Origin of the sequence: Actinomyces sp. oral taxon 448 str. F0400 (assembly GCF_000220835.1) — a bacterium.
Taxonomy (GTDB): Bacteria; Actinomycetota; Actinomycetes; order Actinomycetales; family Actinomycetaceae; genus Actinomyces.
Map to the genome: position 1 here is coordinate 1,734,978 of NZ_GL985606.1, position 13,003 is coordinate 1,747,980.

Genomic DNA, 13,003 nt, shown 5'->3' on the forward strand with positions numbered 1-13,003 from the left:
GATTGTGACCCGCCAGGGGCAAGACCTGAGACGTATGCGCATGCGAGCGCACGGCGTCTCAGGTCTTTTTTCGTCTCCGCTCCGGCTGGCCCTGGATCGAGGAGGATCTGACAATGCCCGGCACCGACTACGCGGCACTCGCGCCCGATCTGCTGACCCGGGTCGGGGGCGCGGGCAACGTCCGCGCCCTGTCTCACTGCGCCACCCGCCTTCGCTTCGCCCTCAAAGACGAGTCCAAGGCCGCCACCGACGCTATCAAGAACACTGGCGGTGTCGTCACCGTCGTCCAGTCCGGCGGACAGTACCAGGTGGTCATCGGCAACGACGTCCCCGAGGTCTACGCCGAGTTGATGAAGCTCCTCCCAGACCTCGCAGATGACTCCGACGACGACCCCGCCTCCGGGCGCAATCTCCTGGATGCCTTCATCGCTCTGATCTCCGGCATCTTCTCCCCGATGTTGTGGACCCTGGCGGGAACCGGCCTGTTCAAGGCCTTCACGGCCATGTTCGCCTCATTCGGATGGCTGAGCCAGACCAGCGACACCTACACGGTCCTGTACGCGGCCTCCGATGCCTTCATGAACTTCCTGCCCCTCGTGCTGGCCGTGACCGCAGCACGCCATTTCAAGGCCAACCAGTTCACATCCATGGCCATCGCCGGAGCCCTGGTCTACCCCTCCGTCGTCGCGATGAACGACGGCGCTCCCCATACCTTCTTCGGCATCCCCCTGGTCGTCATGAGCTACACGAGCTCAGTACTGCCCATCATCGTGGCCGTATGGGTCCAGAGCTACATCGAACGCGCCTGCATGAGGCTCGTCCCCAGCTCCTTCCGCAACTTCATGACTCCGTGGATCACTGTCCTCATCATGGTCCCACTGACTCTGCTCACCATCGGACCGGCCACCACGCTCATCGCCGACGGCATCGCCTCAAGCGTCCAGTGGCTCTTCGCGACCGTTCCGCTGATCGGCGGCATCGTCATCGGGGGCTTTTGGCAGGTCTTCGTCATGTTCGGTCTGCACTGGGGTCTGGTGCCGATCATGACCCAGGAGATCACCACCAACGGCTACTCCCTCATCTATGGACCCATCGAGGCCGCTGTCCTGGCCCAGGCCGCCGCCACCGCGGCCGTCATGCTGCGTACCCGCGACAAGAGAACCCGCGAGCTCGCTGGCCCCGCCTCCCTGTCCGGCTTCCTCGCCGGCGTCACCGAGCCGGCGATCTACGGCGTCAACCTGCCCCGCAAACTGCCCTTCTACTTCGGCATCGTCGGCGGGGCGATCGGCGGCGCTCTGGGCGCCCTCGCAGGTGGACGCGTCGGGCAGGCCGGCATCTTCCCCTCACTCATCGGCCTGCCCGCCTACCTGCTGGATACACCCAACGTTGCGCTGTGGCTCATCGGCGTCATTCTGGCGGTCGTTATCTCCTTCACGCTGACCTTCTTCTTCGGCGTCAGAGACGAGGACACCACCGGCAGCGCCGGGCCGGCCGACGATGTCGAGGGCGCGCAGACTGCTGGCGGCGCCGACAACCAGACGCAGAGCACCGGCCCCGAGCCGGCGACCGCGCCCGACGGGGACGAGGGGGACGGGAAAACGGCCGGCCGGCCCGGCGCTCCCGCCGACATCAGCGTCGTCAGCCCGATCGCCGGCAGGGTCATCGACCTCCAGGAGGTGCCCGACCCCGTCTTCTCCTCCGGCGTCATGGGCGAGGGCGCCGGCATTGTCCCCGCCGACGGCACGGTCGTGGCCCCGATAACCGGGGACGTCGTCGTGGCCACCGACACCGGCCACGCCTTCGGCATCAAGTCCGACGACGACGTCGAGATCCTCGTCCACGTCGGCATCGACACGGTCACCATGAAAGGCGACGGCTTCACGGCCGCTGTCGTCAAAGGACAGCGCGTCCAGGCCGGTGATGTCCTCGTGCACGTCGACCTCGAGCGCATCAAGGCCGCCGGCTACTCGCCGATCACCGTCCTGCTCGTCACCAACGCCGCCTCCTACACCGCCGTCACCTCCACCCGCACGGGCCAGGACGTCCAAGCGGGTCAGGACGCACTCGTCATCAGCCGATAACCGCGCCTCCGGCAGACCGACGCTCCCCATGAAAGGACCAGCCATGACAAACACCACCGCTCTCACCTTCCCCACCGGATTTCTGTGGGGAGGCGCCACCGCCGCCAACCAGATCGAGGGCGCCTACGCCGAAGGGGGCAAGGGACTGAGTGTCCAGGACGTCACCCCCAAGGGCATCACCGCACCGCCCACCGAAACCCCGACCCCGGACAACCTCAAGCTCGAAGGCATCGACTTCTACCACCGCTACGCCGAGGACATCGCCCTGCTCGCCCAGATGGGCTTCAAGGTCTTCCGCTTCTCCATCGCCTGGTCGCGCATCTTCCCACGCGGAGACGAGGCCGAGCCCAATGAGGAGGGCCTGGCCTTCTACGACCGTGTCCTCAACGAACTGGAGAGGCACGGCATCGAGCCTTTGATCACCATCAGCCACTACGAGACCCCGCTGCACCTGGCGCGCACGTACAACGGCTGGACCGACCGGAGGCTCATCGGCCTCTACGAACGCTATGCCCGGGTTCTCTTCGAGCGCTACGGGAAGCGCGTGCGCTACTGGCTCACCTTCAACGAGATCAACTCGCTGGGCTTCCATCCCCTGACCTCCGGCGCCATCGCTACGCCCCGCGGCGAGCTGAGCGATCAGGATCTCTACCGGGCCATGCATCACGAGCTCGTCGCATCGGCGGCCGCTACGCGAGCCGCACGGGAGATCAACCCGGACATGCGGGTCGGCTGCATGATCCTGGCGGCGCCCTTCTACCCGCTGACCCCCGATCCGCGGGACGTATGGGCGGCCAAGCAGGCCGAACGCGAGAACTACGCCTTCGGGGACGTGCACGTGCGCGGGGAGTACCCGGGCTACTTCCTGCGCGTGCTCAGGGACAAGGGCGTCGAGCTCGACATCACCGAGGACGATCGCAGGCTCCTGAAGAACAACACCGTCGACTTCGTTTCCTTCAGCTACTACATGTCCATGTGCTCGACCGTCACCCAGTCGGTCGAACCGGGACCGGGCAATCTCATGGGCGGGGTGCCCAATCCGACTCTCGAGGCCTCCGAGTGGGGATGGCAGATCGACCCGGTGGGCCTGCGCATCATCATGAACGATTACTGGGACCGTTGGCGCAAGCCCCTGTTCATCGTGGAGAACGGCCTGGGCGCCGAGGACGTCCTCGTCGACGGCGGCCCCGACGGGCGAACCGTCGAGGACGACTACCGCATCGCCTACCTCAACGATCACCTCGTCCAGGTCCGCGAGGCCATCGCCGACGGCGTCGAGGTCCTCGGCTACACCGCCTGGGGCTGCATCGACCTCGTCTCCGCCTCCACGGCCCAACTGTCCAAGCGCTACGGCTTCATCTACGTCGACCGCAACGACGACGGCACCGGCACGCTCGCCCGCTACCGCAAGAAGTCTTTCGACTGGTACAGGAACCTTATCGCCTCCAACGGGGCCACTGCACGTCCATAAGAACCTGAGGGGCCGACCGGTCACCCCGCACTGACAGCCGCCGCGGCCGCCCGCGCCCGCTCGCGGGCGGCCGCCACGCTGTCAGCGCTCGCCACGGCCACCGCCATGCGCCGACCCGGACGCGCTTCGGGCTTGCCGAAGACGCGCAGGTCCGTCCCGGGAACCGCCAGTGCCTCGGCCACCCCCTGTACTCGGGGACCGTGCTCGCGTCCGATCTCCCGATCGGCTCTGACTACGGCGGAGGCGGCGGGAAGGCGCAGCGCCGTGTCCACCGGTAGGCCCAGCAGGGCTCGGGCGTGAAGCTCGAACTCGCTGAGGCGCTGGCTGGCTAGCGTCACCAGCCCGGTGTCGTGGGGCCTGGGCGAGACCTCCGAGAAGAGCACCTCGTCGCCGCACACGAACAGTTCGACGCCGAAGACGCCCCAGCCGCCGAGAGCTCCGGTCACCGTGGCCGCCACCTGCCGGGCGCGCTTCAGCGCCGCGGTCGCCAGCGCCTGCGGCTGCCAGGACTCCACGTAGTCGCCGTCCTCCTGACGGTGGCCGATCGGCTCGCAGAAGTCCGTAACGGTCCCGCCGGTCCCCTCCCTGCGCGAGCGCACCGTGAGCAGTGTGATCTCGGTGTCGAAGTCGATCAGGCCCTCGACAATGACGCGCCCACGGTCCACTCGCCCGTCGGTGGCCGCGCGCCGCCACGCGGTCGCCACGTCGTCGGGGGAGCGGATCACCGTCTGACCGTGCCCGGAGGAGGACATGACCGGCTTGACCAGGCAGGGAGGGCCGATCTTCTCAACGCCGGCCGCCAACTCGGCCTGACTCGCGGCGAAGACGTAGGGGCTCGTGGGCACGCCGAGCTCCTCGGCGGCCAGACGGCGGATGCCCTCGCGATCCATCGTCAGGTGGACGGCCCTCGCCGTCGGCACGACGCGCACCTGGCCGCTGCCTTCCATGGCGAGGAGCGCGTCGGTGGCCAGGGCCTCGATTTCGGGCACGACGATGCTCGCGCCGGTGGAGCGGATCGCGGCGGTGAGTTCGGCCGGGTTGGACATGTCCACCGTCAGGGCGTTGTGCGCCACCTGCTGGGCGGGGGCGCCGTCGTAGCGGTCGATCGCCGTGACCTCCACTCCGAGACGGGCCAGCGCGATGGCGATTTCCTTGCCGATCTCTCCCGAGCCCAGGAGCGCGACATGGGTGGCGGACGGCGTTCCCGGCGTCCCGATGACGGGGGGGTCTGGATAACGGCGGGCGGTCACGGGCGCCTCCGTAGACGTGCGGAACGAGGACGGATCACCGGCACACGCTACCCAACGCAACCCGTAACGCACCCCGTTTGCGTCGGCGAGGCGTGCCATGCTAGGCCCATGGATCCACAGGACCGCTCGCAGCCCGCCGCCGACTCCGCTCGCGACCCCCTGCGGGACACCGTGCCGTCCTTCATTCCCGCGATCGACGAGGCGACTCCGCCGGTTGCACCGGCTCAGCGTCCCGAGATGATCATCGTCACCGGGCTGTCGGGAGCCGGGCGCTCGCGCGCCGCCAACGCGCTGGAGGATCTCGACTGGTACGTCGTCGACAACCTTCCGCCCCAGCTCCTGCCCGCCATGGCGGGGATGATGACGACGGTCGGTGCGGGCGTCCACCGCTTGGCCGCTGTCGTGGACGTGCGCAGCCGCGAGTTCTTCGCCTCTTTCATGCGGTATCTCGGCGAGCTGCGCACATCCGGGGTGACGCTGCGCCTGATCTTCCTGGATGCCTCGGACTCCGCTCTCATCCGCCGCTTCGAGTCTTCCCGGCGCCCTCACCCGCTGCAGGGCACCGGCTCGATTCTCGATGGCATCCAGCACGAGCGCACCCTCCTGGGAGGCCTCAAGGCGCAGGCGGACGACGTCATCGACACCACCGACTACTCGGTTCACGACCTGGCGCGGCACGTGCGAGAGCTGGTCGCCACCGAGTCCGAGCTGGCACTGCGGGTGACGGTGATGTCCTTCGGCTTCAAGTACGGCCTGCCCATGGACGCGGACCATGTCCTGGACGTGCGTTTCATACCCAACCCCTACTGGATCGCCGAGCTGCGCCACCTGACAGGGCGGGATGCGCCGGTGGCCGAGTACGTCTTCAGGCAGAAGGGCGCGGAGGCGTTCGTCGACGGTTACGCGGCCCTGCTCATCCCGGCCCTGCCCTCCTATATTGAGGAGCTCAAGCCGAACGTGACGATCGCCGTGGGGTGCACGGGCGGCAAGCACCGCTCGGTGGCATCGGCCGAGCGGATATCCGCCCACCTGCGTACCGCCGGCTTCAAGGTCTCCACCCAGCACCGGGACCTGGGACGGGAGTGAGAGGCCATGGGCGCGCATACGATGCTCGACTCCGCGGGCTGGCCACGACGCGGTGAGGACGGCCCCGCGGTCGTGGCCCTCGGCGGCGGGCACGGCCTGTCCGCGACGCTGCGGGCCCTGCGCCACGTCACCCACCGGCTCACGGCGGTCGTGACCGTGGCCGACGACGGCGGTTCCTCGGGCCGCCTGCGCCGGGAGTTCGACTGCCTGCCGCCCGGGGATCTGCGCATGGCGCTGGCGGCTCTAACCGACGACTCCGAATGGGGACTGACCTGGCGCGACGTGCTCCAGCACCGTTTCGCCGGTGAGGGCGAGTTGGACAATCACGCCTTGGGCAATCTGCTCATCCTGGCGCTGTGGCAGCTGCTCGACGACGAGGTCGAGGGCCTGGACTGGGTAGGACGGCTCCTGGGGATCCACGGCCGGGTGGTCCCGATGAGCTCCTCGCCGCTGGTTATCGAGGCCGATATCGTCGACGGGGTCGATCGCAGGCGGGTGAGCGGGCAGGTGGCGGTGGCCACCGAGCGTGGCCGCATGGAGAACGTGGGCGTCGTCCCCGCCGATGCGCGGGCTCACCCCGAGGCGCTGCGGGCCATCGGCGAGGCCGACTGGGTGGTGCTGGGTCCCGGCTCCTGGTACACCTCGGTCCTGCCCCACCTGGTCCTGCCCTCGATGCGACAGGCCCTGGAGAGCACGAAGGCGCTCAAGGCCGTCGTGCTCAACCTATCCGCCCAGCGTGGGGAGACCGACGGGATGACCTCGGCGGACCACCTGCGTGTGCTGGCCGAGTACGCACCGGGCCTGCGGCTGGACGTCGTGATCGCGGACCCGAGCGTCGTGGAGGATATTGACGACCTGGAGACCGTTGCGGGCCAGCTCGGAGCCGCTGTTGTCCTGCGTCAGGTGCGCACGGGCGACACCGTGTGCAACCATGACCCTTTGCGTCTGGCTGCGGCCTTCCGCGACGCTTTCGACGGCGTCATGGGGGACGTCACCCAGACCGTGGCGGACTGACTGCCCGCCCCCACCGATCGAGGAGGTTCCTGCCATGTCACTGACGGTGACCGTCAAGGACGAGCTCGCACACGCAACCACCCAGAACGCTGCTCAGAGGCGCGCCGAGGTCGCCGCCATGCTGCGCTTCTCCGGGGGACTGCATCTTGTCTCGGGCAAAATCGTCGTCGAGGCCGAGCTCGACCACGGGGGAGCGGTGCGGCGTCTTCACCGCGAGCTGCGCGATCTGTTTTCCATGGACCCCGAGGTCATGATCGTCCAGTCCGGATCCCTGCACCGGGGCAACCGCTACGTGCTGCGGGTGACCGAGCGCGGCAGGGATCTGGCGCGACTGACCGGGCTCGTGGACGGGCGCGGCCGCCCCGTGCGCGGCATGCCGGTGGCCGTTGTTCAGGGCGGTCGCAACGCCTCGGCGGCCGCTTGGCGCGGGGCCTTCCTGGCTCGTGGCTCGCTGACGGAGCCCGGACGCTCCTCTTCCCTGGAGGTCACCTGTCCCGGCAGCGAGGCCGCGCTGGCGTTGGTGGGTGCGGCACGGCGTTTCGACGTCGCCGCCAAGGCTCGCGAAGTGCGCGGGGCCGATCGGGTCGTCGTGCGCGACGGGGAGGCCATCGGCATCCTGCTGAACCGCATGGGTGCGGCGGAGGCCTTTGCCGCTTGGGGGGAGCGCCGATCCCGTCGTGAGACCCGCGGGACGGCCAACCGCCTGGCCAACTTCGACGACGCCAACCTGCGCCGCTCAGCGCGGGCGGCCGTTGCATCCGGCGCACGCGTCGAGAGGGCCTTCGAGATCCTGGGCGACGACGTTCCCGACCACCTGGTGCAGGCCGGTCGTCTGCGCGTCGACCACAAGCAGGCCAGCTTGGAGGAGCTCGGTCGGCTCTCCGATCCACAGCTGACCAAGGATGCGGTCGCGGGTCGCATCCGACGTCTGCTGGCCATGGCGGACAAACGGGCCCATGAGATGGGCGTTCCCGATACCGAGTCCGTCCTCACTCAGGACATGCTCGATATGTGAGGACATATGAGGCCATGCGAGGTGGGGTTTTACAGCCGTGCATCGAGGTCGCACGAGTCGCGCAGGGCGCCTGTCGGTATCGACGCGGTGCGGCGGCGGTGCGCTCGTCAGCGGGTCTTCCCCCGCGCTATGGGACATCAGTCCCATTTCAGGCTGCCGGACGTCTATCAGGTCACGTCCAGAGCTTGTTCCGTCACCGATCTGTTCGCCCGTGGCGTGGAGGGTGCTCGCGTGCGGTCAGTGGCAAAGGCTAGACTCGCCGTGTCGGAGCGAGGAGGCGGTTGCCTCACCGGTCCGGGGCACACCGAGGTGTGCGAAGACCTACGAATAGCGTGTGCCGCACTGGTGCACTAGGAGGACCCAAAGTGACCACCCGCGTTGGTATCAACGGCTTCGGTCGTATCGGCCGCAACTTCTTCCGCGCCGCCCTCGAGCAGAAGGCGGACCTTGAAGTCGTCGCCGTCAACGACCTGACGGACAACAAGACTCTCGCTCACCTGCTCAAGTACGACTCCATCCTTGGCCGTTTCAACGGTGAGGTTTCCTACGATGATGAGGGCATCGTCGTCGACGGCAAGCACATCAAGGTCCTCGCTCACCGTGACCCCGCCGACCTGCCCTGGGGCAAGCTGGGCGTCGAGGTCGTCGTGGAGTCCACCGGCTTCTTCACCGATGGGGAGAAGGCCAAGGCCCACCTCGACGGCGGTGCCAAGAAGGTTATCATCTCCGCCCCGGCGAAGAACGTCGACGGCACCTTCGTCATCGGCGTCAACGAGGCCGACTACGACTCCGCCACGATGAACATCGTATCCAACGCCTCCTGCACCACCAACTGCCTCGCCCCGCTGGCCAAGGTCCTTAACGACAAGTTCGGCATCGTGCGCGGCATCATGACCACGATCCACTCCTACACGGGCGATCAGCGCATTCTCGACGCCCCCCACAAGGATCTGCGTCGCGCCCGCGCCGCCGCCCTGTCCATGATCCCGACTAAGACCGGCGCCGCCCAGGCCGTGGCTCTGGTCATTCCCGAGCTCAAGGGCAAGTTCGACGGTCTGGCCGTGCGTGTCCCCACCCCCACCGGTTCCCTGACCGATCTCACCTTCCAGGCTGAGAAAGAGGTATCCGTCGAGTCCGTCAAGTCCGCCGTCAAGGAGGCCGCCGAGGGCCCGCTCAAGGGCATCCTGGCCTACACCGAGGACCCGATCGTCTCCGCCGACATCGCAGGCGACTCGCACTCCTCGATCTTCGACGCCACAGAGACCAAGGTCATCGGCGATCTCGTCAAGGTCCTGTCCTGGTACGACAACGAGTGGGGCTATTCCAACCGCCTGGTCGACCTCACCGAGTACGTCAGCGAGCGCCTCTGACTCCCACGAAGACCACGCTGAGTACCATGCTCATCTGAGATTGCGCCCGCGCACGCGACTGCGTGCGCGGGCGCAATCGCGTGAACGAACCGGTGCATGCAATCAGCCGCACGCCGGTTCTCATCCCGGCCGCCTGCGGACGGCGCACGGACGAGGCGGCCGGGACTCCCGCCAGTCATCACCACCACCGATGAGAGGTTTTATGAAGACCATCGAATCCCTGGGCGATCTCAAGGGCAAGCGCGTCCTGGTTCGCTCAGACTTCAACGTACCGCTGGACGCCGATAAGAACATCACCGACGACGGCCGCATCCAGGCGGCCCTCCCCACCCTCAAGACCCTGCTCGACGCTGGCGCGAGGGTTGTCATCGTCGCCCACCTGGGCCGTCCCAAGGGCAAGGTCAACCCCGACTACTCCCTGGCCCCTGTCGCCAAGCGCCTGGCCGAGGTCACCGGCGCCAAGGTCACCTTGGCCGCAGACACCGTCGGCGAGAGCGCCAGGAAGGCCGTCGACGCTCTGGAGCCCGGTAGCATCGTCCTGTTGGAGAACGTCCGATTCAATGCCGCCGAGACCTCCAAGGACGACGCCGAGCGCGAGGCCTTCGCCGCTCAGCTTGCCTCGCTGGCCGACGTCTTCGTCTCCGACGGCTTCGGCGTCGTACACCGCAAGCAGGCCTCCGTCTACGACGTCGCCAAGGTACTGCCCTCAGCCGCCGGCCTGCTGGTCCTCAAGGAGATCGAGTCCCTGGGACGCGCCGTCAACAACCCCGAGCGCCCCTACACCGTGGTGCTCGGCGGCTCCAAGGTCTCCGACAAGCTCGGCGTCATCTCCAACCTGCTGGGTAAGGCCGATCGCCTTCTCATCGGTGGCGGCATGGCCTACACCTTCCTGGCCGCCCAGGGTTACGAGGTGGGCACCTCCCTGTTGGAGAAGGATCAGATCGACACCGTCAAGGGCTATTTGGAGACCGCCAAGGCCAACGGCGTCGAGCTTCTCCTGCCCGTCGACGCCGTTGTCGCACCTGAATTCAAGGCGGACGCCCCCGCCACCGTCGTGGCCGCCGACGCCATTCCGCCCGACCAGATGGGCCTGGACATCGGCCCCGAGACGCGCAAGCTCTTCGGAAAAGCCATCGCCTCGTCCAAGACCGTCGTGTGGAACGGCCCCATGGGCGTTTTCGAGTTCCCGGCCTTCGCCGAGGGCACCAAGGCCGTCGCGCAGGCCATCTCCTCCTCCAACGCCTTCAGCGTCATCGGAGGCGGTGATTCCGCCGCCGCTGTACGCACGCTCGGCTTCGACGAGTCCACGTTCTCGCACATCTCCACCGGTGGCGGCGCTTCCCTCGAGCTTCTCGAGGGCAAGACTCTGCCCGGTATCGCTGTCCTGGAAGGCTGATCGCAATGACGAATCGCGTCCCACTCATGGCGGGCAACTGGAAGATGAACCTCGACCATCTCGAGGCCAACCACCTGGTGCAGGGCCTGGCCATGGCCCTGCAGGACGACAACCACGACTACACCGCGTGCGAGGTTCTCGTCCTCCCGCCCTTCACCGACATCCGCACTGTCCAGACGATCGTCGACGCCGACGACCTCGACATCAAGTACGGCGCGCAGGACGTCTCCGTGCACGACAACGGCGCCTACACCGGCGAGGTCTCCGCCTCGATGCTCACCAAGCTCGGGTGCACTTACGTCGTCGTGGGCCACTCCGAGCGCCGCGAGTACCACGGCGAGTCCGATGCCCTTGTGGGTGCCAAGGCCCGCAAGACGCTGGACACGGGAATGATCCCGATCATGTGCTGCGGCGAGGCCCTGGAGGTCCGCAGGGCCGGCACCCACGTTGAGTTCGTGCTCGGACAGGTCCGCGCCGCCCTGAAGGGCTGGAGCGCCGGGGATGTTGCCAGGATCGTCATCGCCTATGAGCCCATCTGGGCCATCGGCACCGGCGAGACGGCTACCGCCGCCGACGCCCAGGAGGTGTGCAGCGCCATCCGCGAGGCTCTGCGCATCGACTACGGCGACACCACCGCCGACGCCGTCCGCGTCCTGTACGGCGGGTCGGCCAAGCCCGGCAACATCAAAGAGCTCATGGCTCAGGCCGACGTCGACGGCGCCCTTGTCGGCGGTGCCTCGCTCAAGGCCGATTCCTTCGCCGCCATGGCGAACTTCTACGCCTGAGCGCATCCGACGCGCCGGTCCTCGTCCGAGCGCCGCGTCCCGGTGCCGTTGTCGTGGCCCGGTCATCTCGCGCCGGGATGGCCGGGCCACGACACTCGCGGCCAGTTATCGCGGCTCTTGCCTGCACCGTCCAGTACGGAGTCGTATCGCACCGGGCCGGACTGCTGATCGGGTCGCTTATCGGGTAGAGTCCGGCAGGAACCGGGCAGATTCTGTCCCGCACGAGCGCCGACCGGCCCGCGGAGGCGCAATGACGAAGGGAACTACAGCGTGACCGCGCTGACCATCATCCTCCAAGTGCTCCTCGTACTGTCAAGCTTCTTCCTGATCATGTCGATCCTCCTGCACAAGGGCAAGGGGGGTGGACTGTCGGACATGTTCGGCGGCGGCATCTCGTCGTCCGCCGGCTCCTCCGGTGTCGCCGAACGCAACCTCAACCGCATCACGGTCGGTGTCGCACTGGTGTGGACGGTGACGATCGTGGGTCTTGGCCTCGTCAGCAGGTTCGCCTCCTGACCATCCGCGGAGCACGATCACGACGTCCACGAATACCGCGCATGAGGCAGATCCCCGCGGGGACGCGCTGCAGCGCTCCTTGCGCGGGTATCTGGCGCATCTGCGCGTCGAACGCGGTCTGAGCTCCAACACCCTGGCCGCCTACGAACGAGACCTCGATCGTTACGTCGACTTCCTGCGCTCACGCCACGCCACTGCGCCCGCCGACGCGCAGGAGGCGGACGTGACCGCTTTCCTCGAGGCGCTGCGCACCGGTGCGGACGGGGGACGGCCGTTGGCCGCCTCCTCGACGTCACGCACCGTCACGGCTGTGCGCGGCTGGCATCGGTTCCTCCTGGGAGAGGGACTCACCGAGACCGATCCCGCCGCTCAGGTCCGTCCGCCCCGGGTGGGGCGGCGTCTGCCCAAGGCGCTGACCATCGACGAGGTGACTCGCCTGCTCGAGGCCGCTTCGAGCGATGACGATGCCGTCAGCCTGCGCGATCGGGCGCTCCTGGAAGTCCTTTACGCCACGGGGGCTCGGATATCGGAGGCGGTGAGTCTGACCGTGGACGACCTCGACGCGGACGGCGGATGCTTGCGCTTGTTCGGCAAGGGGCGCAAGGAGAGGATCGTGCCCATGGGTCAGTACGCCTGGAGCGCCCTGGACTCCTATTTGGTCCGAGGCAGGCCTGAACTCGCCGCCCGAGGCAGAGGAGTGCCGCAGGTCTTCCTCAACACTCTGGGCAGGCCGCTGTCGCGCCAGTCCGCCTGGGGCTCTCTCCAGCAGGCCGCCGATCGCGCCGGCCTGACCGGTCGCGGTCGGCACGTTTCGCCCCACATCCTGCGCCACTCCTTCGCCACGCACCTGCTGGCCGGAGGCGCCGACGTCCGTGTGGTCCAGGAGATGCTCGGTCACGCCTCGGTGACCACCACCCAGATCTACACCAAAGTCACCGTCGATCACCTTCGCGAGGTCTACGCCACCAGCCATCCGCGCGCTCGTGGGTGAGCCGTCGGCACCGGGCCGCTGAGCGCCG

General features: G+C 67.8%; 11 protein-coding genes. 10 read left to right on the forward strand and 1 reads right to left on the reverse strand.

What is annotated here, in order from left to right:
- Positions 1 to 113 precede the first annotated feature (113 nt).
- Together HMPREF9062_RS07410 and HMPREF9062_RS07415 are read left to right on the forward strand one after the other, a co-directional pair.
- Positions 114 to 2,081 (forward strand): beta-glucoside-specific PTS transporter subunit IIABC, encoded by a 1,968-nt coding sequence (locus HMPREF9062_RS07410; RefSeq protein WP_009749468.1) that lies wholly within the window; start codon positions 114 to 116, stop codon positions 2,079 to 2,081.
- A gap of 43 nt (positions 2,082 to 2,124) precedes the next feature.
- Positions 2,125 to 3,552: a glycoside hydrolase family 1 protein gene (locus HMPREF9062_RS07415; RefSeq protein ID WP_009749469.1), complete on the forward strand. Its 1,428-nt coding sequence runs from the start codon at positions 2,125 to 2,127 to the stop codon at positions 3,550 to 3,552.
- 20 nt (positions 3,553 to 3,572) lie between these two features.
- Here the strand turns inward: HMPREF9062_RS07415 and purT are convergent, their stop codons facing one another.
- Positions 3,573 to 4,802 (reverse strand): formate-dependent phosphoribosylglycinamide formyltransferase, encoded by a 1,230-nt coding sequence (gene purT, locus HMPREF9062_RS07420; RefSeq protein ID WP_009749470.1) that lies wholly within the window; start codon positions 4,800 to 4,802, stop codon positions 3,573 to 3,575.
- A 108-nt stretch (positions 4,803 to 4,910) separates the two neighbouring features.
- On the opposite strand from purT, the gene rapZ reads away from it, so the two are divergent.
- The 8 genes from rapZ (at position 4,911) to xerD (ending at position 12,975) form a co-directional block, all read left to right on the forward strand.
- Positions 4,911 to 5,888 carry an RNase adapter RapZ gene (gene rapZ / locus HMPREF9062_RS07425; RefSeq protein ID WP_009749471.1) on the forward strand — a complete coding sequence of 326 codons (978 nt, stop codon included), beginning with the start codon at positions 4,911 to 4,913 and terminating at the stop codon, positions 5,886 to 5,888.
- Between the two features lie 6 nt (positions 5,889 to 5,894).
- Positions 5,895 to 6,902: a gluconeogenesis factor YvcK family protein gene (locus HMPREF9062_RS07430; protein ID WP_009749472.1), complete on the forward strand. Its 1,008-nt coding sequence runs from the start codon at positions 5,895 to 5,897 to the stop codon at positions 6,900 to 6,902.
- 34 nt (positions 6,903 to 6,936) lie between these two features.
- The gene (whiA, locus tag HMPREF9062_RS07435) at positions 6,937 to 7,917 is read left to right on the forward strand and encodes a DNA-binding protein WhiA (protein WP_009749473.1); all 981 of its coding nucleotides are present in this window, start codon (positions 6,937 to 6,939) and stop codon (positions 7,915 to 7,917) included.
- Positions 7,918 to 8,282: 365 nt separating this feature from the next.
- Positions 8,283 to 9,287, forward strand: a complete 1,005-nt coding sequence (gap, locus tag HMPREF9062_RS07440) for a type I glyceraldehyde-3-phosphate dehydrogenase (protein ID WP_009749474.1) — start codon at positions 8,283 to 8,285, stop codon at positions 9,285 to 9,287.
- 202 nt (positions 9,288 to 9,489) lie between these two features.
- Positions 9,490 to 10,683: a phosphoglycerate kinase gene (locus HMPREF9062_RS07445; RefSeq protein WP_009749475.1), complete on the forward strand. Its 1,194-nt coding sequence runs from the start codon at positions 9,490 to 9,492 to the stop codon at positions 10,681 to 10,683.
- Positions 10,684 to 10,688: 5 nt separating this feature from the next.
- Positions 10,689 to 11,468: a triose-phosphate isomerase gene (tpiA, locus tag HMPREF9062_RS07450; RefSeq protein WP_009749476.1), complete on the forward strand. Its 780-nt coding sequence runs from the start codon at positions 10,689 to 10,691 to the stop codon at positions 11,466 to 11,468.
- Positions 11,469 to 11,798: 330 nt separating this feature from the next.
- Positions 11,799 to 11,984 carry a preprotein translocase subunit SecG gene (gene secG, locus HMPREF9062_RS07455; RefSeq protein WP_399501883.1) on the forward strand — a complete coding sequence of 62 codons (186 nt, stop codon included), beginning with the start codon at positions 11,799 to 11,801 and terminating at the stop codon, positions 11,982 to 11,984.
- Between the two features lie 79 nt (positions 11,985 to 12,063).
- Positions 12,064 to 12,975, forward strand: coding sequence for a site-specific tyrosine recombinase XerD (gene xerD, locus HMPREF9062_RS07460; RefSeq protein WP_034253938.1), 912 nt, complete (start codon positions 12,064 to 12,066; stop codon positions 12,973 to 12,975).
- Positions 12,976 to 13,003: the final 28 nt, after the last annotated feature.

What these genes read in the sequence shown, in the direction of transcription:
- HMPREF9062_RS07410 (WP_009749468.1), top strand. Translation starts at nt 114, where the DNA reads ATGCCCGGCACCGACTACGCGGCACTCGCGCCCGATCTGCTGACCCGG.
- HMPREF9062_RS07415 (WP_009749469.1), top strand. Translation starts at nt 2,125, where the DNA reads ATGACAAACACCACCGCTCTCACCTTCCCCACCGGATTTCTGTGGGGA.
- rapZ (WP_009749471.1), top strand. Translation starts at nt 4,911, where the DNA reads ATGGATCCACAGGACCGCTCGCAGCCCGCCGCCGACTCCGCTCGCGAC.
- HMPREF9062_RS07430 (WP_009749472.1), top strand. Translation starts at nt 5,895, where the DNA reads ATGGGCGCGCATACGATGCTCGACTCCGCGGGCTGGCCACGACGCGGT.
- whiA (WP_009749473.1), top strand. Translation starts at nt 6,937, where the DNA reads ATGTCACTGACGGTGACCGTCAAGGACGAGCTCGCACACGCAACCACC.
- HMPREF9062_RS07445 (WP_009749475.1), top strand. Translation starts at nt 9,490, where the DNA reads ATGAAGACCATCGAATCCCTGGGCGATCTCAAGGGCAAGCGCGTCCTG.
- tpiA (WP_009749476.1), top strand. Translation starts at nt 10,689, where the DNA reads ATGACGAATCGCGTCCCACTCATGGCGGGCAACTGGAAGATGAACCTC.
- secG (WP_399501883.1), top strand. Translation starts at nt 11,799, where the DNA reads ATGTCGATCCTCCTGCACAAGGGCAAGGGGGGTGGACTGTCGGACATG.